Origin of the sequence: Pseudomonas sp. BF-R-24 (assembly GCF_019947335.1) — a bacterium.
GTDB classification, from domain to species: domain Bacteria; phylum Pseudomonadota; class Gammaproteobacteria; order Pseudomonadales; family Pseudomonadaceae; genus Aquipseudomonas; species Aquipseudomonas jessenii.
Genome location: NZ_JAGYGG010000025.1, coordinates 54,389 through 74,569, shown reverse-complemented (window position 1 = coordinate 74,569; position 20,181 = coordinate 54,389). Strand labels below are relative to the sequence as shown.

General features: G+C 59.7%; 12 protein-coding genes. 8 read left to right on the top strand and 4 right to left on the bottom strand.

From position 1 onward, the window contains the following. Nucleotides 1-8 precede the first annotated feature (8 nt). The 4 genes from KGA98_RS19635 to KGA98_RS19620 all read left to right on the top strand — a co-directional run bounded on the left by KGA98_RS19635 (nt 9) and on the right by KGA98_RS19620 (nt 3,974). Nucleotides 9-1,271: a hypothetical protein gene (locus KGA98_RS19635; RefSeq protein WP_223503261.1), complete on the top strand. Its 1,263-nt coding sequence runs from the start codon at nt 9-11 to the stop codon at nt 1,269-1,271. A 59-nt stretch (nt 1,272-1,330) separates the two neighbouring features. Next, nucleotides 1,331-2,074, top strand: a complete 744-nt coding sequence (locus KGA98_RS19630; RefSeq protein ID WP_223503258.1) for a molecular chaperone — start codon at nt 1,331-1,333, stop codon at nt 2,072-2,074. A gap of 63 nt (nt 2,075-2,137) precedes the next feature. Further along, nucleotides 2,138-2,626: a CS1 type fimbrial major subunit gene (locus tag KGA98_RS19625; protein WP_223503256.1), complete on the top strand. Its 489-nt coding sequence runs from the start codon at nt 2,138-2,140 to the stop codon at nt 2,624-2,626. Nucleotides 2,627-2,768: 142 nt separating this feature from the next. Beyond that, nucleotides 2,769-3,974, top strand: a complete 1,206-nt coding sequence (locus KGA98_RS19620) for a DUF2771 domain-containing protein (protein WP_223503254.1) — start codon at nt 2,769-2,771, stop codon at nt 3,972-3,974. Nucleotides 3,975-4,034: 60 nt separating this feature from the next. Here KGA98_RS19620 and KGA98_RS19615 read toward each other — a convergent pair whose 3' ends face one another. Then, the gene (locus tag KGA98_RS19615) at nt 4,035-8,711 is read right to left on the bottom strand and encodes an NEL-type E3 ubiquitin ligase domain-containing protein (RefSeq protein ID WP_223503252.1); all 4,677 of its coding nucleotides are present in this window, start codon (nt 8,709-8,711) and stop codon (nt 4,035-4,037) included. Between the two features lie 171 nt (nt 8,712-8,882). Next, entirely contained in the window at nt 8,883-11,996 is a 3,114-nt protein-coding gene (locus tag KGA98_RS19610) for a transglycosylase domain-containing protein (RefSeq protein WP_223503250.1), read from the bottom strand. A gap of 525 nt (nt 11,997-12,521) precedes the next feature. On the opposite strand from KGA98_RS19610, the gene KGA98_RS19605 reads away from it, so the two are divergent. Then, nucleotides 12,522-13,961 (top strand): amino acid permease, encoded by a 1,440-nt coding sequence (locus KGA98_RS19605; RefSeq protein WP_223503247.1) that lies wholly within the window; start codon nt 12,522-12,524, stop codon nt 13,959-13,961. A 220-nt stretch (nt 13,962-14,181) separates the two neighbouring features. Here the strand turns inward: KGA98_RS19605 and KGA98_RS19600 are convergent, their stop codons facing one another. Further along, nucleotides 14,182-15,306: an OpgC family protein gene (locus KGA98_RS19600; RefSeq protein ID WP_223503245.1), complete on the bottom strand. Its 1,125-nt coding sequence runs from the start codon at nt 15,304-15,306 to the stop codon at nt 14,182-14,184. Nucleotides 15,307-15,549: 243 nt separating this feature from the next. On the opposite strand from KGA98_RS19600, the gene KGA98_RS19595 reads away from it, so the two are divergent. The 3 genes from KGA98_RS19595 to KGA98_RS19585 are packed head-to-tail and all read left to right on the top strand — an operon-like array spanning nt 15,550 to nt 18,372. After that, entirely contained in the window at nt 15,550-15,924 is a 375-nt protein-coding gene (locus tag KGA98_RS19595) for a GtrA family protein (RefSeq protein ID WP_057716240.1), read from the top strand. Beyond that, complete coding sequence (locus KGA98_RS19590; protein ID WP_223503242.1) at nt 15,921-16,862, top strand: glycosyltransferase family 2 protein; 942 nt, start codon at nt 15,921-15,923, stop codon at nt 16,860-16,862. Before KGA98_RS19595 ends, KGA98_RS19590 begins: the two co-directional genes overlap by 4 nt. Before the next feature lies 1 nt (nt 16,863). Continuing rightward, a complete protein-coding gene (locus KGA98_RS19585; RefSeq protein ID WP_223503240.1) occupies nt 16,864-18,372 on the top strand; it encodes a glucosyltransferase domain-containing protein in 1,509 nt (502 codons plus the stop codon). Nucleotides 18,373-18,399: 27 nt separating this feature from the next. On the opposite strand, the gene KGA98_RS19580 is transcribed toward KGA98_RS19585, so the two are convergent. Then, the gene (locus tag KGA98_RS19580; protein ID WP_223503238.1) at nt 18,400-20,019 is read right to left on the bottom strand and encodes an FMN-binding glutamate synthase family protein; all 1,620 of its coding nucleotides are present in this window, start codon (nt 20,017-20,019) and stop codon (nt 18,400-18,402) included. Between the last annotated feature and the right edge of the window lie 162 nt (nt 20,020-20,181).

Genomic DNA, 20,181 nt, shown 5'->3' with positions numbered 1-20,181 from the left:
AGGCCTACATGAACGTCTCGCGTTCTTTCATTTCACGTACTGGCCATTGGTGGGTAGGGGCCTTGCTTGCGTGTGCAGTCGCCAGCCCGGTCGAGGCCCATGTGGCTACGATCACGGCGTTGTTCAAACCGGATTCGGCGCAGCCGCACCTCAACAAGTTCAAGAACACCACGCCACCCAGCGGCTACTGCCAAAGTCATGCACAGCAGTGCGAAGGCGAGGATTTATTCAGTTTGCAGGTGCCGATTCAACTCAACTCACGGGCGCCGATCCTGGCCAATCATGCCTCCCAGCGACAAGGGGCGATGTTGAGGGTACCAGCGCAATGGCGTGACCTGACGGTAATACACGAAGCAACCGGCGATCCTCAAAGGGTGCGGATACGCATTGCCGGCATCGGCACTCGCGTCGTGTCCGATGACGTGAAGGAGTTGGTGGGGGGGGCCGATAACTACCAGATTGCCCACAATCGGCTGTGGGGCTCGAGTTGGGTGTATGCACCATCGCCGTGCGAGTACACGGGCAGTGGTTTTTACAGTACCAATTTCTACGAGTTTTTCTGGAAAACGCCCTGGGCGGGCGCCTGTGCAAAACAGGCGAAGTACAACGTCCCGTGGTTGCGTTTCGATTACCTGGATTTCGCCTACGAACTCGAAACTCCCAATCCTTTGAAGATGTCTTCGGGGCACTACACCGGCTCGCTGAATTACAGCGTCGGCCCCATGGGTGATTTCGATTTCGGCGACCTGATGATTCCCAACGACTCGGTATTGACCCTGAACTTCAACCTCGACGTTCAGCACACCCTCAAGGTCGACATTCCTCCCGGTGGCGAGAAAGTCCGGTTGACGCCGGCCGGTGGCTGGCAAAGCTGGCTGCAGGCGGGGCGTAAACCGGTGCGGCTGTTCCGTGACCAGACCTTCAATATCTCGGCGTCGTCGCGTTTCAAGATGTATTACGAATGTCAGCGCTGGGCCACTTTCGATTGCACGATCAAGGACGCGCTTGGCAGGCGACAGGTGGAATTGCAGGTCTTTGTGAGCCTGCCCAATGGCTTGACCGACCCGTCCGGCCAGCCGGTCAGGCATCAGCGACTCAGGGCCGGACCTGAAAAAGCGCAAATTTTTCAGCCCGGTTTCTACGTGGACAGGGCGCCTGGTGTTCTGCACTTCGAGGTGCCGAAGGAAGAAGTGGAGTGGATGCTTCAGCAACCCAACGTGGCGAGCCCGTACACCGGCAGTGTCACCGTGATCTGGGATTCGGAAATCTGATGGGCCGTCTATCGATGGACCGCGCCTGTGTTGTGTTCACTGTCATGAGGTTCAAGAGTATGAAACGTCTGTGGTTGCTGTTGGGTTTGAGCGGGTTTTCTCTGGCGGTTCAGGCCGGTCCGCAGATCAACGTCGGAACGGTGTACGACTATCTGGACGGCGACAAGAGCACTTACCTCAAACGCGTGTTCAACAGCGGCGACAGCACCGCGTTCGTCAAGGTCAACATCCTGGAAATCATCTACGACGCCGATGGCACACACCGCGAGATACCCGTCGCAACGCAAGCGGATGGCAGCGGTCGGGATGGCTTGATGGCCAGCCCCGCACGGCTGATCGTGCCGGCCAATGGCATGCAGGGTACGCGTTTGCTGCACATGGGCGCCCGTGACACCGAGCGTTATTTCCGCGTGCGCTTCGTGCCGGTGGTACCGGAAAAGGAAGATGACTTCGCGGTGTCCAGCGAAGAGCGTGACACCTACAAAGAGAACCTGTCGGCGGGGGTCAACGTGATGACCGGGTTTGGCACGGTGTTTTTTGTCCGTCCCAGGAACAGCCGTTTCGACAGCGTGATCGATGACAGCGCCGGTGTTTATCGATTGCGCAATAACGGCAACACCGTGGTGGTGATCGATGAGTTTCGCAATTGCTCGCTGAAGAATGAAACCGAGTGCGAGCCGACCACCAAGCATCACGTTCTGGCGGGCAAGTCGTTCGAGTTCGAGAAGAAACCCGGTCGGGAATACCGCTTCAACCTGATCGAAGGCGCCGACAAAAAAGCGTTGCGCGTTGCCAGCCAGTAACACCGCCAAAGGCGGGTCGTCCTGGAGGACTCGCCGCTTTTTTTTACGCAACAGGTAACTGACATGATCAAGCAATCGGCCTTCGCCCTCTGTGTGGGCGTGATGGCGTGTGCCCAGGCTTTCGCGGCACGGGAAGAGCGCACGTTCGAAGTGTGGGCGGATATTCCGACCTTGGGCTTTTACGTGCTACCGGCCGAGACGAACTGGATTCATCTGGAACAGACCCTGCCGTGGAATCGCAACACGTCGAAGCTCGATGGGTTGCGCAAGAATTTCGACGTCAAGCACGACACCAGTGCGATCGAAGCGCGGCTGGACGCCGAGCCCTATCTGTTCAACGGGCGGGAGGACCAGAACATCTACTTGCGGGTCACCTTCAATGGCCAGGAGTTGAGCCACGAGGCGACGCCGCGCGAAGTGGTGTCGGCGGCGCAGGCCATGGCAGGCGGGCGCTTTGCTTTGGAAATCCAGCCGAAAGAGCCGGCCGGTGGTTATAAACCGGGCACTTACTACGGAACGGTTCAGTTGATTTTCAGTGCCGCTGCACCCTGATCTGTGTTTGGCAGGGCTCAAAAGTGTGGGAGCGAGTGGATATCGCTCCCCAGGGAACAGGGCGGCTTTTCGGAGATGGATACAGATGAGTGTTACAGGTGTTTTGTTTTCAACGAGGCTTTTGTGGTTATGGAGTCTTTTAATGGTGTGGTGGCTGATGCCCCAGGCGTTGGCGCAAGACGTATCAATCACGGCGTTGTTCAAGCCTGATTCGGCTCATCCGCATCTCAACCAATTCAAGAACACCACTCCGCCCAGTGGCTACTGTCAGCTGTTTCCGGGGCAATGTGAGGAAAACAAGACGTTCAGCCTGCAAGTCCCGATTCGATTCGAGTCCAGTCGCGCGATCCCGGCCAACCATGCATCGCCGCGCCAAGGCGCAACGATCAAGGTGCCGGCGCAATGGCGGGAGCTGTCAGTGCGTCATGAATCCGGAGCGGTGGAACAGGTAAGAATGCGGATCACCGGAGTGGGCTCCAGGTATGTGACCGAGGATGTTCGGGAGTTGACGGGGGACACCAACGATGACTACCGGTTTGCGCATAACTTGTTGTGGGGGACGAGTTGGGTGAACGCGCCGCCACCGTGTGTCTACAGCGGTGTGGGGTACTACGGCACCGACTACTACGGTTTTTTCTGGAAAACACCGGTCCAGGCCGCGTGCAATAAACAGGCGAGATTCAATATTCCGTGGTTGCGCTACGACCATCTGGATTTTTCCTATGAGCTTGTCACGCCCAATCCATTGGGCATGTTGGCAGGCCATTACACAGGCTCGCTGGCCTACACCATCGGCCCCAACGGGGACTTCGATTTCGGCGATATCATGCTGCCGAGCAGTCCGGTGTTGACCATGAATTTCAGCCTCGACGTTCAGCACACTCTCAAGGTCGACATCCCGCCTGGTGGCGAGAAAGTCCAGCTGGTACCGGCCGGGGGCTGGCAGAGCTGGTTGCAGGCGGGGCGCAGACCGGTGCGATTGTTCCGCGACCAGACCTTCAATATCTCGGCCTCATCGCGTTTCAAAATGTACATGGAGTGTGAGCGGAACAGCTCTGTCTACGACTGCCAGCTCGCTGATCGCGTCTCCAGACGGGGGGTGGAGTTGCAGGTCTACGTCACTCTGCCCAATGGCCTGACCGACATGAGCGGGCAACCCGTCAGGCACATGCGTTTGTTAGCGGGGGCGGCCAGTGCGTTGTATTTCCAGCCGGGCTTCTACGTCGACAGGGCGCCGGGTGTCCTGCACTTCGAAGTACCGCAGAGGCAGATGCAATTCATGCTGTCGCCCGGTGTTGGTCCCTTCTACCAGGGCAAGGTCACCGTGATCTGGGATTCCGAAGTCTGAGGCCTTAGGCTGAACCTGACGGCGTAAACCGCCGTCAGGCTGTCCTCATTTTCTTCGGTTTTACTGGCCGGCGTGCCTCATGGCTTGACGGGTCAAGCGCCTCGACAGTTCTTTCTCGGCGTCACCCAGGTCGACCAGCAGGCGGTCGAACATTCCATCGCTCAATGGCTCATCGGCGAAGACCACCGTGTCCGGCACCGGCAGGTCGTTCATCAGTTCCCTGAGCCGGCTGCGCAATGCGGCGCGTTGAAGCTCCGAGCTCGACTCGACCCATTCGCGCTGTGTATCGCGCAAGGTGTCCAGTTGATCCGACAGGCCCAGATAGCGACGTTTATTGGCTTCCATGTCAGTCGCATAGCGCTCGTTCAAATGGTTTTGCCAAAAATCCTGTTCGAGCATTCGATCGACCAGACCATCGCCTTCGCCCAGGGCCAGCACCGTGTCATAGGCTTGATCGATCATCGCGTCAGTGACACCGGACACCGGCCGGAACAGCATGCCCTTCGATTGCCAGGGCAGGTCGAGGCGTTGTGCCAATCCGGTCTGATAGGCCAGGTAGACCTCGACTTCGTCCGGGTTGCCGCCACGACTGGCGACATCGGCACGGGCAATGTCGTTGACCTGTTCCAGCCGCGCCGCGCCCTTGGCCAGGGTCACCAGTTTTTGCTCCAGCTGCGCCGGGTCGGTGGAATAGGCGTGGGCCTCGTAGGCAAGCACATGGATGCCCATGTGATTGAACAACTGCGCACCGGCGTCGGCGCAATCCACCGGGGCGACGGCCATGGTGAACAGCTTCTCCCGCAGAGGCGTGTCGACGTAGACGGCATCGAGCATGCGCCAGACACGTTGCACCAGTTGATTACGGGTTGGGCCGGGGGTCTGGAAATCGCGGCTCAGGCGGGTATCGAGCAATACTTTCAGGAAACCCTGTGCCTGGGGCTCATCGACCAGCTCCGACCAGAGATTGGCGCGGTCGACTCCCCAGCCGGGTACATCGTTCCAGTGTTTCGCGCTGTAGTCCGAGTTGACCACCCACTCGGCCAGACTGTTGGAGGCCACGATGGGTTCAGGGGGCAGTTGCACCGAACGACGGATTGCCTGATAGCGACCTTGGTTGGATTCCGACAGATTGCCGACATCCAGCCGGGTACGCCCCACGACCCATGCCTGCGGTGAGCCTGGGACCACCTCGGGAATCAGGTTGATTGGGTTATCCCGAAGATCCAGCAGAAAGCCGCGAGGCCTGGTTTTGCTCAACGTACCTTCGGGCCAGGTGGTAGTGACCGTGTCCCGCAGCCCGACGACCTTCAGCCGGGGCATGCCTGAGATATCGACGACCCTTCCCAGGGGATTTTCATCCAGTCGCAGAATCTCCAGGTAGTCCAGTTGCTTCAGTTGCTCGACGGCAGCGGCGTCCAGCACGATTTCATTATCAATCAAACTCAGTCGTTCGAGCCGCTGCATGGCGCCGATGTTTTCCGGCAGGCTCGTCAGTTCGCATCCTCTGGCGCTGAGTTCGCGCAGGTTGGGAAAATCTCTCAGCAAGCCGTTTGCCTTGGAGGAAAAGCGTGTGTTGTCGAGTTTCAGATGGGTGATACGGTCCAGAAATCTCCTCAGATCGGGACGTTGCGACCACCAGTTTTCCAGATTGATGGGTAACATATCGCCGGAGAGGTCGAGTCCGTAGCTTGATGGATCAGTGCGGCTGCCAAGATTGGAGTTTGTTCTTTCGAAACATTGGATAAGGCCTTCAGCAATACGGTCGCCACCACCGTTCAGGAAGCCCTTTGAGTCGGGTCCCCAGCTTGGTGGTTGTTGGTTTCGCCAACGGTTCAGGATTATCCGTAGTTCGTTCAGCTCACCCTCATGCTGCTCAATGGCTCTCATCGGCTCGCCCCGTTCAGTCAGGGCACTGGCAAACGTATCGACCTCGGCATCGCTGAAGTGCGGATAAAGGTCATGGATACGTTGGGGCAATGTCTGGCCTTCCCGGCTCAACCCACCTCCACGCACCAGCAACATCGTTTCACGCTCGGCCACCGGGCGAACGGGTGGGTCGGCGAGTACGGTCCGGCGTTCACTCGGCGGGGCCGATTTGACCATGACCCATTGGCGGAACCCGTCGCCGTCACCCGGTTTGTAGCCCAGGCTGTTTTGTCCGTTCTCCTGCGTGGCGTGCAGGACAGCTTCGAAAAAGTCATCGGCTTCATGGATCGGCTGATTCTCGCCATCACGCACCTGATATCGCCCGGCCTCGTCGCGAATCAACACCCGCACCCGCGTGGCGTCGTCGGGGCCGACGCTGTAACGCAACTCGCCATCGAATGTTCCCTGACGAATCTCCAGGCGCAGGTCGCCGAAGGTATCGGTGTTAAAGCGCAAAGTGCCCAGCACCAGGCGCTCGGTCTCGGGCGTGATTGACGCGCTCGGGTACAGACCCTGGGCCGCTCGTACCGTTTGAGTTTCGAATTGCAGCTCTCGTGCCTGGGTCCTCAGACGTAGAGGCAGGCGGTTTTCTTGGGTAATCCGCTGACGTTCCCCGGCACTGGCTCCCGCATGGATTCGTTCTGCAACGGTCGCCGGCAGCTCCGGGAACTCGCTGAACAGCGGCGCGATTTCAGCGGGTACCGCAGCGGGCGTGATGGGCGGCGAAGCCAGGCGTTGCAGGGTATCGGTCAGCAGCGGTGGCGGCGGGGCGCTTTCAACGTGCATCCGGCGCAACTCGGCTTCATCGGTGCCGCTGATCTGGCGAATCTGCTCCAGTTGTTCATCGTTGAAACCATCGGTGCTGTGGCCGAGGCGGCGCATCAGGGTCGAGCCTTCCCACTCCCGCGGGTTTTCCGTTTCGCAGACCCAGGCCCCACGGCCATTGTGGCGCAGGGTCGGTGCGTAAGCGTCGAAACGCTGCGGATGGCGGATGCGTTGTTGCCCTGTGACCGGGTCTTCCAGCACTTCGAAGTGTTGATCGTCCAGGCGCAAGATGCGCCGGCCCTGATGCTGGTGAATGCCCTGGTCATCAGGCCGGGCGTCCGCGGGCAATTCCACGTCGATGCGTTGATAGGGGCTGAGGTCAGGGTTCCACAAACGCGTCTCACCGTTGGCCAATTGCACCGGTTTCAGGCCTTCGAAAAACGGCGAAAGCTTCGCCTGTGCAACATTGCCGACGGCGCCTGCCGCCGCGAACACGCCCAACTGGACGACGCTTTCCAGCACGCCGAGGGTCTGCTCACCGGCCTCGGCCAGGCGTCCCTCGGCCAGGTCGACAAGGCCCTCGACCACGCCATCGGTCAGTTGATAGGCCGTGTACGCCATCATCAGTGTGCCCAGGCCAGGCACCATTGGGGTCGCCACCAGCAAGGCGATGTTGAGGATGTCCGAGAGCATTTTTTCCAGGTTGTCCCACCAGGCCCAGCGGGCCATGCGGTCGGCGTATTCGGTGGAGATGGCGATCTCCCGGGCATCGTTGAAAATCTTGTTGAGGGTCTGCCGGTAGCGGTAGCCCCACAGGTCATTGTTGAAGGTCGTCGCGCGGTCGGTCTTGATGCTCGACACACTGAATTGCAGGTCGGGTTTATCCACAGGCGTGTCGCGCCAGCTCGGCAAGCTGGATCCGGCGGCAACCGGTTGCCATTTCACCGTGCTCAGGCGCGCATTCAACCCGGCAAAAAAATGCCCGCGTTGCTCATGGGGCACGAACTGGCTGAAGAACTGTTGATAGCTATTGGCGGATTCGCCATCGCGCAACTGGCGCGTCAGTTCAGCCATGAGTTCGAGTAAGGAGGTGTACTGCTTGAGCGGGTGCAGCGGATCATGGGGCACATAGGCAATCACCGGGGTCGGGGCGGTGGCGCTGTTGATATCGGTGGCGATCAGGATGATGCCGCTCAGGCTTGTGTCCATCATCGCCAGGTTGTAATAGTCGACGGGTTTGCCGTTCCATTGCAGCCGCGAACGATCGTTGAGCATGCCTAGCACTACGTCGAAGGCTTCCTGGTCGATGTCGTGCTTCATCAGGGCCATTTGCGCGGCGACATTCAGTGCGCTTTTCTGGCTGAGAATGACTTTGTGGCGCAGGACATTGCTCGCCGCTTTGTCGGTCGGCTTTAACGTGTCTTGCAGGTGCTGTTGATAGCGGGCGCCGATGTCCAGTTCGCGACACACGGATTTGAACTGCTCGATGCTCAGTTTGTGCTTGAGGTGTTTGACGTTGAAATGCCCGCGTGCGTCGGGGCGGGTGATGAATTCGGAGTCCTGGGTGAATGCCTCTTCCTGGGAAAAGTTGTGCAGCGCGGCATCCAGCATCGAGATGGTGCGACTGGTGGTGCCGCCAGAAAAGTCATGCACCCACCAGCCTGTCTTCACCGGGGCATACAGGCGCAGCCAGGTTTCCTCGACATCGTCTTCGACGCCGAAGCGGTCCCTCAGCTTTTGTTGCAGCAGGGGTTTGGCAAAGGCTGAAACATCCAGCAGATCGCGCAGGGCCTGATCTACGGTGTTCTGCGAGGTCCAGCTGAGCTGGATGGCTTTTTTCAACTTGCGGTGAGCGGTTGTCGACGAGGTCCTGTGCCAGTCGGGCAGCGTCAGCCTGACAGATTTCAGCGCATCGACACGGGATGGGGAGGTGTTCAACAGCCAGGAAGGAATCGCCTTTCTGACCTGATGGAAGTGAATGCTTTTATCGAATCGGGCGATGGCGATCGGGTCTGATCCTTGAATCGCCGAGGGGGTAATGGGCATTGTTTGATCGTCCTTTGATCAGTACCGGGGACGACCAGACTAGGTAAGCATGTTGCCTAAAAAAAGCGCAAAGATTGGTTGTTAAAGGTGCCGGGTGCGACTCAATTCTCCAAAAATCAAAGAGTGAAAAATACATATGTACCGCCATCGTTCCATTTCGTTGAGTCGGGCTTAGCGGCTCGCCGCCACCTCGGTTGGCTGGCACATCGTGTGGGTGCCCGGTTGCAGGTACGGCGTGAGTATCGGTGCCATGCCCTTGAGCACCTGCACCGGCAACGCCGAGGTGAAGGTAAAGCTTTCCGCCGAGCGGCCTGGCACGAACGCCGTCAGGGTGCCGAAATGGTGATCGCCTATGTAGAACACGAAGGTCGCCGTGCGGTTGAGCGATTTGGAACTCAAGATTCGCCCACCGGACCCGATGGCCTCGATGCGGTTGTCACCGGTACCGGTCTTGCCTCCCATCGCCAGCGGGCTGCCGTCGGGCAGTTTGAAACTGCCGGCCACGCGTTTGGCGGTACCGGCGTCGACCACTTGCGACAGGGCCTCGCGCATGGCGGTGGCTACTTCGGACGGCATCACCCGTTTGCCGACGTCCGGGTCATTGATCAGTTGGGTTTCAAAGGGGGTGTTCGCGGCAAAATGCAGGCTGTCAATGCGCAGGGTCGGCATGCGCACGCCATCATTGAGGATGGTGCCGATCAATTCGGCCAGGGCTGCTGGACGGTCGCCGGAGCTGCCGATGGCGGTGGCCAGCGACGGTACCAGGTGATCGAACGGATAGCCGACTTTCTGCCAGCGCTGGTGGATGTCGAGGAACGCTTCGATCTCCAGCATGGTGCGGATGCGACTGTCGCGGGCGCCCTTGTGCCGGCTTTTGAACAGCCAGCTATAGACCTCCTGGCGCTCGAACTGGCTGGCTTTGACGATGTCGCTCCACTTGGCGTCGGGGTGATTGAGCAGGTAGCCCATCAGCCACAGGTCCAGCGGGTGGACCTTGGCGATGAAACCCTGGTCCGGCAAGTCGTAGGAGCCTGGACCGTAGGCTTCGTAGAGCCGCACAAGACGTTCGTCGGTGAGCTTTTCCGTGAGCTTGGCGCCTTTGAGGTGCGAGCGCACAAAGGCGTTGAAGCTTTCCTGGCTGGCCTGCGGCAGCAGGTAGCGGTGCACGGCGGCCATGCGGATCGGGGTCGGGCGCATGCTGTCGAGGAAGGTGTCGAGGCGGTCCTGGGTGTCCTTGTTCTTGTACTTCTTCCAGAACTTGAGCAGGAACGAAGTGCCCTCGCGGTCGGCGAATTCGGCCAGGTACTCCTGACGCCGCGGGTTGCGGTCGTCCTTGAGCAGTTCGGCACTGCTGTTCGGGCCGGAGTAGGTGGTGTAGCGCACCAGGTCACGCATCAGGCGAATGAACGGCAGGTTGATCGATTCGCGCAGAGCGTCGCGCAGGGGCGGTATCCGGCCGTTGTCTTCCTTGCGGAAGTTGTGGAACGTGTGCAGGCCGCCCCCGGTGAAAAACGCCTCGCCGGGGCCGGCGGAGTATTTGCGGTCCAGGGCGGCGCCGAGCATTTTTTGCAGATCGCGGTCCTTGTTCTCGATCAGGTAGTCGACCGCCCAGCGGCTCAGGCGGTCCTGGTCCGGCACGTCGACTTTCTTCAGTTCCGCAACGGCCATGCCGGCGTATTTGTCGTGCAGCTCGGCGATGATTTGCAGGTAGGTGGTCAGCACGCGCATTTTCGCGGTGGAGCCCAGTTCCAGTTTGCTGCCTTCGTTGATGTCGAATGGCTGGTCGGTGCTGTCGGTCTGCACCCGCACCCGCGAGCCGTCCGGGGTCAGTTCGAACAAAGTGAAGCTGTAGCGTACCTGGGTGGTGCTGGTGGTGGTCAGGAGGCGTTCGCCGATCAGGCCGATTTGCGTGGCAAACTCAGGGTCGGCCAGTTTTTTCAGGTACTCGGTGGCCTCGCTTTGCAACTGGCCTTGCAGGGTGCTGGTGGCGGAGAGGTCAAGGCGGTCGAGGTCATACAGCGGGCGATTGAGCATGCCGGCCAGACGGCTGCGCGCGACACTGATGCCCTTGTTGGTTTCAATCGGTTGAATGGTCGGCTGGGTGGCCCAGTCGCGGTAGATCACTTTGCTGGCCAGGGCGGCGGCGGCGAACTCGGCGTCGATCACATGGTTTTGTGCCAGCAGACGTATATGGCTGTCGGTGAGGTCGGCCAGTTCATCGTGACCCTTGGTCAGGTAGTGCGACGGGCGGCGCTGGGCAATCATCAACGACAGCACTTCACGTAGGGCCAGGCCTTTTTCCGCCATGGTTTTTGGATCCGTAGCGGTGCTGGACAGCGCTTCGTTGGCCTGTTTGAAGTCGGAGCCGTACCACACGCGCAACCCTTCAGCCATGCCGTGCACTTCACCGTGGCCCGGTACCGCTGACAACGGCACGCTGTTGAGGTAGTCACGAACCACGTTCTGCCGGATTTCGAGGGTTTGTGGCCCGGCCTGATAGGCGCGTACGGTGGCGGAAACCATCTGGCGAATCTTTTCCGCGCCATTGACCGTCAAGCCATCGGGGGAATGCCGGTACTTCTCCAGCTGCGTGGCCAGGGTACTGCCACCGGCGGATTGGCCGGGCACGTGCAACATCTTCGCCAACTGGGACCACGCCGCCATGCCGAACCGCGGCCAGTCCACCGCCGGGTTGGCCAGCGGTTGCCTGGGGTCGAGCAGGAAGCGGTTTTCGATGAACAGCAGGCTGTTGACCACCACCGGCGGGATCGAGGCAAAGGTTGAATAAAGCTGCTGCGGATAGTGGTACTGGTACAGCGGCGATGCGCGGCAGTCGGTGATCGACAGCCCGGCCTGGATTTTCTCGGCATAAGGCACGAACAGGCCCTTGTCGCTGTACTTCAACAACGCCGGAGAAAAGCGGGTTTGCGCCTCAACGATGAAATTGCGCTTGATCAGGCGCGGCAGGAACTCACCCAATGAGCTGTAGCCCAGGCGCCGATCGAATGGACCTTCCCCCGGATAGCGAATCGCATCGCTGGGGCCGGGTTTGAGCTCATAGTTCAGTGACGCGGCGTATTTGCTGACTTCCTGGGCCTGGAACTTCGAGGTACGCATCTCCCTCATGGCGGCCAGCCCCACGACAATCGCGATAATCAACAGCAATAGCCAGAACGCCCCCCATCCGTGTCTGGAACGACGGGGTTTTTCAGGTAACGGCGCTTTATCCTCACTTTCATTCGGAACCACGGTTTTACTCGTATCGGTTTGCCACAAAGCGCCCATAGTCGACTGATCCATTCACGCAGATTGATCGGACTTGACTCAAGCTTAGACGGTGGTTGGCGAGGGTGAAGAAAATGTGAAGGGCAAAATGATGCACGGACGCACCGACAATCAGGCTGATTGAAGCACTTGTGGCGAGGGGGCTTGCCCCCGTTCGGCTGCAAAGCAGTCGTAAATCCGGTATTTGCGGTGTGTCTGATACAACAGTGGTTGCCTGATTGAGGGGCCTGCTTCGCAGTCCAACGGGGGCAAGCCCCCTCGCCACAGTTGTGATCGCACCTGGAGAAGGGGGCGGTCTGTAATGGCTGAAGTAGAGCCTTTTCGAGGGTAAGTACGACTTTGGCAGGGGCATGACGATGCACCATTGTTGTGCAATACTCGGCGCCGTTTTTCCCACTGATCTTGCGGGTTTTTCCTACAAGACGACTCTGCCCACGAAGCAGAACCGGTTCGGGAAGCGATGCTTATCGGTCAGCGCTTCGCCACTCGGTGGTCATATCCAATAACAAGACGAGGTTGTCCCCCATGTCCGTAGGCAATCACCTGCCCCAAGGCGAGACCGCTCAGGGCGGTCCGCTCAAACGTGAACTCGGCGAGCGGCATATTCGCCTGATGGCACTCGGTGCCTGTATCGGCGTCGGCCTGTTCCTGGGCTCGGCCAAGGCCATTGAAATGGCCGGTCCGGCCATCATGCTGTCTTACATCATTGGCGGTCTGGCGATCCTGGTGATCATGCGCGCTCTCGGTGAGATGGCCGTGCACAATCCGGTCGCCGGCTCGTTCAGCCGTTACGCCCAAGACTACCTCGGCCCGCTGGCGGGCTTCCTGACCGGCTGGAACTACTGGTTCCTGTGGCTGGTGACCTGCGTCGCGGAAATCACTGCCGTGGCGGTGTACATGGGTATCTGGTTCCCCGATGTTCCACGCTGGATCTGGGCGCTCGCTGCGTTGATCAGCATGGGCTCGATCAACCTGATCGCGGTCAAGGCCTTCGGTGAGTTCGAGTTCTGGTTTGCCTTGATCAAGATCGTCACCATCATTGCGATGGTGCTCGGCGGTATCGGCATCATCGCCTTCGGTTTCGGCAACGACGGCGTGGCCCTGGGTATTTCCAACCTGTGGACCCACGGCGGCTTCATGCCCAACGGTGTACAGGGGGTGTTGATGTCGCTGCAAATGGTGATGTTCGCCTACCTGGGCGTGGAGATGATCGGCCTGACCGCCGGTGAAGCGAAGAACCCGCAGAAGACCATTCCGAACGCGATCGGCTCGGTGTTCTGGCGCATCCTGCTGTTCTACGTCGGTGCGCTGTTCGTGATCCTGTCGATCTACCCTTGGAACGAAATCGGCACCCAGGGCAGCCCGTTCGTGATGACGTTCGAGCGGCTGGGCATCAAGACCGCGGCGGGTATCATCAACTTCGTGGTGATCACCGCTGCGTTGTCGTCCTGCAACGGTGGCATCTTCAGCACCGGGCGCATGCTCTACAGCCTGGCGCAGAACGGCCAGGCTCCGGCGGGCTTTGCCAAGACCTCGAACAACGGCGTGCCGCGTCGTGCATTGCTGCTGTCGATTGGCGCGTTGCTGTTGGGCGTACTGCTGAACTATCTGGTGCCGGAAAAGGTATTTGTCTGGGTGACGGCAATTGCAACCTTCGGCGCGATCTGGACCTGGGTGATGATCCTGCTGGCCCAGCTGAAGTTCCGCAAAGGCCTGAGCGCCAGCGAAGCGGCCGGCCTGAAATATCGCATGTGGCTGTACCCGGTCAGTTCGTACCTGGCGCTGGCGTTCCTGGTGCTGGTGGTCGGCCTGATGGCGTACTTCCCGGACACCCGCGTGGCGCTGTATGTGGGGCCTGCGTTCCTGGTGCTGCTGACGGTGCTGTTCTACGTGTTCAAGCTGCAACCGACCAATGTTTCGCAAGGTGCGACGCGTTCGGCTTCTGTAGGAGCTAGCTCGCGATAGTCGATAACGATAGCGCGTGTTTCCTGGCTGAACGCGGCGCTCTTGGGTCCATCGCGAGCGAGCTCGCTCCTACAAAAAAACGCTGACCCGTTGTAGGAGCGAGCTTGCTCGCGATGGTCAATAACGATAACGCGTGTTTCCTGGCTGAACGCGGCGTTCTTGGGTCCATCGCGAGCGAGCTCCTACATAAGACGGTCCAGTGACCGGTTTTTTTTTCATATCAGGCGGACGCAGGTTGCAGTGATCGATTCAAGCGCTTGTTGAACTCAAGCCAGGTTGCCAGCAACGCCATCAACCCGGCACCCACCAACGCCGTGAAGATCTGCATGGCAAAAGCATCGTCGGTCAGCGCATTGACCATGTCCGCCAATGGCGCCAACAGCACGCCCAGACAGAAAATCTCCAGCGAGAAACGGCCCATGCGGCAACTTTGCTGCGCGAGCCAGTTTTGTGTCCATCCGCTGTCGGGAATCAGTTTCGCCGTGACGTAGGCCAATGCCAGGAAGTGCAGCAGGCGCGCGGGGGAAAGGTCGGTCTTGCTGATGGGGTACAGGATGTTTTGCAGGCTCGCCGGCACCACGGCATCGTGCAGCTCCGGCCAACGCCACAGCAAGGTCAACACACCCGCGACCATGACATACAGCGCCGCACCGACAAACAACGGCTGGCGAACCAATGGGCGGGTCTGGGGCAGGCGCGGGCGCTGGCTGTGAATCGCAGCGGCACCGCCGAGTACGAACAGCAACTGCCAGGCGACCGGGTTGAAATACCACACGCCGTCCTTGATGGCCGCCAGGTTCCAGCCAGCCAGCGGCACCATCAGGTACAGCGCCAATGACATCGAGACCACCACCCAAGCCTTGCGCACCAGCAGCGGCAGCACCAGGGGCAAGCCCGCCAACAGCACGATGTACAGCGGCAACGGGTCCATCAGGTTCGGCTTGAAGCGCAACAGCAGTTCATCGATCAGGGCCTGCTGCGGGTTGCTGATGAAGTGATGCATACCCATTTCTTCCACCAGATCCCGTGTTTCCACGTGGCTGTTGGCGAAAAACACAATGCCCATCAGCATCGCCAGCAGGAAGATATGCACCACGTAGAGCACCCACGCCCGGCGCAGGATTTTTACGCAGGCGATCAGAAAGCCTTCGCGCGCCAGGACTTTGCCGTACGCCAATACGGATGCGAAACCTGCCAGAAACACGAAGACCTCGGCTGCATCGCTGAAACCGAAGTTACGCAGGGTGATTTGCCCCAAAGGGTTGTGGGGCACGTGATCCCAAAAGATGAAGATCAGTGCCAGACCACGAAAAAAGTCGATCCGGTGATCGCGCGCTAAGGTCATGACAGCAGGCTCGTAACTGCGGGTAAAAATGGGATTGGCCGCTGGCGCAAAGGCCACGCGCCCAATCGGCGGCGCGCAGGGTGGACTGATTCGCGGGCAATTGCAAAACCGGGATATTACCGGATGTCTCGGGCATTGCCCCAAGGCTCAACCGCTGGTCTGAAAGACCGCTTGAGCTGCGATTTATGACAGTAAACAGGCTCAAATATCAATAAGTGCAACGTTCTTGAACGGGAGCCTCACATGAGACTGTTGTGGAAAGGGCTGTCCAGTTACACGGTGATCGGGGTCGCCAACACCCTGATTCACTGGCAGATCTTTTTCCTGTTGAGCGTGGCAGCCGGCCTCAGTCAGGCGATCAGCAACCTGGCCGCCTTCTGCGTGGCTGCGTCATTTTCCTTCTACATGAACGCGCAATTTACCTTCGCCGCCAGTGCCACGGTCGCGGGTTATCTGCTGTTTCTTTTGGGCATGGGGGCACTGAGCCTGGGTATCGGCCATCTGGGTGACCTCTGGCGATTGCACGGCTTGCTCACGGTGGTCCTGTTTTCGGCGTTGAGCCTGGTGTTCGGTTTTCTATATTCCAAATACGTAGTGTTTCGCGGGCGTGATCAATGAAAATCTCGCTCATTGTCCCGGTGTTCAACGAAGAGCAGTCCATCAACCTGTTTTATCAGGCGGTGCGAAGGGAGTTGAGATTAGGCGACACCGAAGTCGAGATCGTTTTCGTCAACGACGGCAGCTCCGACAACACCGCCGAACAGGCTATGGCACTTGCCCAGGCGGATGATCAGGTCATGCTGATCAATTTCTCGCGTAACTTCGGCAAGGAACCGGCACTGTTTGCCGGCCTGGAGCATGCCAGCGGCGATGCCGTGATTCCCATGGATGTCGACCTGCAGGACCCGATCAACGTCATTCCGTTGTTGATCGAGCAATGGCAAAAGGGTGCCGACGTGGTACTCGCCAAGCGCCGCAGCCGGGCCGCCGACGGCTACCTCAGGCGCCACAGCGCGTCGATTTTCTACCGTGTGCTCAATCGCATCGCCTACACCCGCATCGAGGAAAACGTCGGGGACTTCCGGCTGATGGATCGCAAGGTGGTCGAAGTGATCCGTTCCTTGCCGGAGCACCAGCTATTCATGAAAGGCGTGCTGTCGTGGGCCGGGTTCAACACCGTGGTGGTGGAGTTCGAGCGGCCGGGAAGGGTGGTGGGGAGCAGCAAGTTCAATGTCTGGAAGCTGTGGAACCTGGCCCTGGAAGGCGTGACCTCGTTCAGTACCGTGCCGCTGCGCTTGTGGACTTACGTCGGTGGCGGCATTTCGATGTTCGCGGTGCTCTATGCGGTGTACATGGTGCTGGACAAGATTTTCTTCGGCAACAGCGTTCCCGGTTATCCGTCGCTGATGACTGCGATCCTGTTTCTCGGCGGCGTGCAACTGATCGGCATCGGCATCCTCGGCGAGTACATCGGTCGCATCTATATCGAGGCCAAGCACCGGCCGCGTTATGTGATCAAGGACATCGTCGGCGGTAAAGACCGGAGTGGGCGTTAGAATGGGGCGGTTCAGCGACGTCTTCGTTCGCGATCTCAGCCGGCATCAGGTCTGGCGGTTTTTTCTGGCCGCCACCCTAGTGTATGTCCTGCCGTTGATCCTCGCCGATTATCCCTACATCGATGACAACTGGCGCTCGCTGGCGGCGGGCATGGCCTGGGCCGAACAGGGCCGACTCTTCGCCCAGCTTTTCTACAACGCGCTGACCTTCAGCCATGCCGCGCCGAACATCTTTCCCTTGCCCTTGTTGATCGCCACGCTGGCCATGGCGTCGGCGCTGACAAGCCTGACGTTCCATTACTTCCGTCAGCCCACCGTTGCTTGCTGCCTGGTGCTGTTGCCGCTCTGGTACAACCCGTTCTTCCTGCAGAACCTGTCTTATCAATACGACGGTCCCGCCACGACCCTGAGCCTGGTGGCGGTGATCTATGCGATCACCTTTCGCCACCCTTGGCGCGGCGTGCAGTGGCTGGTGCCGTCGTTCCTGATTGCCTTGGCGCTGGGGCTGTATCAAGTCAGCCTGAATGTGTTCCTGGGTCTGTGTTGCCTGGAGTTGCTCAGGGCCGCCAACGATAAAACCACCCCGGTACCATGGCGCGACCTGCTGGGCTGGAAAGCCGCTCAGGTCATCCTCGGCGGGTTGATCTACAGCGTCAGTGCTTATCCGTTCATGGGCTCCAACCGCACATTGCTGCTCGATTGGACGGCGCATCCCTCATTGCAGATCCAGATCAACATTGGCCGGGTCCTGGAAAAAGTCGTGCTGTTGTTCCATGGCGGATGGCTCTGGGTGTCCGGCGGGTTGCTGTTGCTCGCGATAGCCGGGGCGGTGCGGTTGGGATTGAACGTAGCGGCGCGCCAGGACAGCGGGCCGAAGAAGCTGTTGATCGGCCTGATGTGTTTGCTGACTTTGCCCGTCGTGACGCTGCTGGTGTCCGGTGTCGCGTTGTTTTTCCGCGACTTCAACGAAGGTGCCCGCACCTTGATGGGCTTCGCCGTGCTGCTGGTATTGCTGTTCTACCTGGGGCATCTGGCGCTGGCGTCGATCCATGAGCGGTTGCCGCTGCTGTTGATGATTCCCGTGCTGGCCATGTTGTCGTTGTCGTTCGCTTATGGCCGGGTGCTGACGGTGCAGAAAACCTTTGCGTCCACGGCACTGGCCGGTCTTGCGTACGACATCGCCAGCCATCAGTCGCTGCGCGAGGCCAGGCGGATCTACCTCTCGGTGAGTTATTCCGACTATTGGTTGGTGGCGGCGGCAGGCTCATTCAAACAGCTGCCGGTGCTGCACTACTTGCTCAATACCGACTTTTACATGCTGGCCGAAAATCTGCCGAAAGCAGGCATCACCAACGTGGTGGCGGAGCAGGAGCGGCGTAATGCGACGCGGGTCGGCTATCAGGGCTATCCGGTGTTGGTCGAAAGCCGGTTCTACCGGATTTACCTGATCGGCGATTACGGTTTTATCGTGATGAAGGAACCGGCCCCGACCAAAACGCTGCGTTGGTGACGCGCGATTCTGATCGGGGTGGCGAGGTCATGCCGCCGCTATTTCACTGGGCTCGAAACTATCGGCCCGGGCCATCTGCCACATCCGCGAGTAGAACTCGCCGTTCACTTCGCCGGTCAGCAACTCACCCGGTTTGAGGAACACGTGCAACTGCGAGAACAGCTTGATCTCGGTTGCCGACATGCGTCGCACCAGATGCTTGGCGGACAACTGCGATGGATGTTCGAGGCCGGCGGCGGCGAGCATTTCCGCCAGGGCCTTGAGGGTGTTGCGGTGGAAGTTGAACACGCGTTGGGCTTTGTCCGGTACCACCAGCGCGCGCTGGCGCAGGGTGTCCTGGGTGGCGACGCCAGTCGGGCATTTGTTGGTGTGGCAGCTCTGCGACTGGATGCAGCCGATGGCGAACATGAAGCCGCGCGCCGAGTTGGCCCAGTCGGCGCCGATGGCCAGCACGCTGGCGATGTCGAAGGCGCTGACGATCTTGCCGCTGGCGCCGAGTTTGATCTTGTCCCGCAGGTTCAGGCCCACGAGGGTGTTGTGCACGAACAGCAGGCCCTCGCGCATCGGCACGCCGATGTGGTCGGTGAACTCCACGGGCGCGGCGCCAGTGCCGCCTTCCTTGCCGTCCACCACGATGAAATCCGGGAGGATGCCGGTTTCCAGCATGGCCTTGGCGATGCCCATGAACTCCCATGGATGGCCAAGGCAGAACTTGAAGCCCACCGGTTTACCGCCGGACAACTCACGCAGTTGCGCGATGAAATGCATCATTTCGATCGGCGTGGAAAACGCGGTGTGGCGCGACGGTGACACGCAGTCCTCGCCCATCAGGATACCGCGGGTTTCGGCGATTTCTTTGGTGACCTTGTGTTTGGGCAGGATGCCGCCGTGGCCGGGCTTGGCGCCCTGGCTCATCTTGATTTCGATCATCCGCACCTGTGGCGTCCGGGCTTGCGCCGCGAAGCGTTCCGGGTCGAAGCGGCCGTCGCTGGTGCGGCAACCGAAGTAGCCGCTGCCCAGTTCCCAGGTCAGGTCGCCGCCGTTTTCCCGGTGATAGGGGCTGATGCTGCCTTCGCCGGTGTCATGGGCGAAATTGCCGAGCTTGGCACCCTGGTTCAAGGCACGGATGGCGTTGGCGCTGAGGGAGCCGAAACTCATGGCCGAGATATTGAATACCGACGCCGAATACGGCTGGGTGCATTGCGGGCCGCCGACCGTCACCCGGAAACTGCTCGGGTCGCTCAAGGGGGCGGGGCGCATGGAGTGGCCGATGAATTCGAAACCCGACTGATACACGTCAATCAGCGTGCCGAAGGGTTTGTCGGCGGTTTCATTCTTGGCCCGGGAGTAGACCAGCGAGCGCTGGGCCCGGGAGAAGGGCAGGGCGTCGCTGTCGGATTCGAGCAGGTACTGGCGGATTTCCGGGCGGATGCCTTCGACCAGGTAGCGGATATTGCCCAGGATCGGGTAATTGCGGCGCACCGCGTGTGGGCTTTGCAGCAGATCGAACAGGCCGATCAGACTGAGGACGGCGGTGACGGCGGTAATCGGCCAGAGCCAGTCATCGTCAAGAAAAGGCAGGCTGGCGAGGGTGAAGATCACACAGACGGCAAAGAAGGCGTAGCGGCTCAGGAGTGACAGGCTCATACGGTTTCCTTGGGTTCGGACTCAATGAATTTGGCAATGCACCAACCACTGTGGGAGCGGGCTTGCTCGCGAAAGCGATTTTTCATTCAGCATTTATGTTGGCTGATACAACGCTTTCGCGAGCAAGCCCGCTCCCACAGAGAAGCAGAGCGTTCCACAGGG

What these genes read in the sequence shown, in the direction of transcription:
- KGA98_RS19610 (WP_223503250.1), bottom strand. Translation starts at nt 11,996, where the DNA reads ATGGGCGCTTTGTGGCAAACCGATACGAGTAAAACCGTGGTTCCGAAT.
- KGA98_RS19625 (WP_223503256.1), top strand. Translation starts at nt 2,138, where the DNA reads ATGATCAAGCAATCGGCCTTCGCCCTCTGTGTGGGCGTGATGGCGTGT.
- KGA98_RS19630 (WP_223503258.1), top strand. Translation starts at nt 1,331, where the DNA reads ATGAAACGTCTGTGGTTGCTGTTGGGTTTGAGCGGGTTTTCTCTGGCG.
- KGA98_RS19600 (WP_223503245.1), bottom strand. Translation starts at nt 15,306, where the DNA reads ATGACCTTAGCGCGCGATCACCGGATCGACTTTTTTCGTGGTCTGGCA.
- KGA98_RS19615 (WP_223503252.1), bottom strand. Translation starts at nt 8,711, where the DNA reads ATGCCCATTACCCCCTCGGCGATTCAAGGATCAGACCCGATCGCCATC.
- KGA98_RS19620 (WP_223503254.1), top strand. Translation starts at nt 2,769, where the DNA reads ATGGTGTGGTGGCTGATGCCCCAGGCGTTGGCGCAAGACGTATCAATC.
- KGA98_RS19595 (WP_057716240.1), top strand. Translation starts at nt 15,550, where the DNA reads ATGAGACTGTTGTGGAAAGGGCTGTCCAGTTACACGGTGATCGGGGTC.
- KGA98_RS19605 (WP_223503247.1), top strand. Translation starts at nt 12,522, where the DNA reads ATGTCCGTAGGCAATCACCTGCCCCAAGGCGAGACCGCTCAGGGCGGT.
- KGA98_RS19585 (WP_223503240.1), top strand. Translation starts at nt 16,864, where the DNA reads ATGGGGCGGTTCAGCGACGTCTTCGTTCGCGATCTCAGCCGGCATCAG.
- KGA98_RS19635 (WP_223503261.1), top strand. Translation starts at nt 9, where the DNA reads ATGAACGTCTCGCGTTCTTTCATTTCACGTACTGGCCATTGGTGGGTA.
- KGA98_RS19580 (WP_223503238.1), bottom strand. Translation starts at nt 20,019, where the DNA reads ATGAGCCTGTCACTCCTGAGCCGCTACGCCTTCTTTGCCGTCTGTGTG.
- KGA98_RS19590 (WP_223503242.1), top strand. Translation starts at nt 15,921, where the DNA reads ATGAAAATCTCGCTCATTGTCCCGGTGTTCAACGAAGAGCAGTCCATC.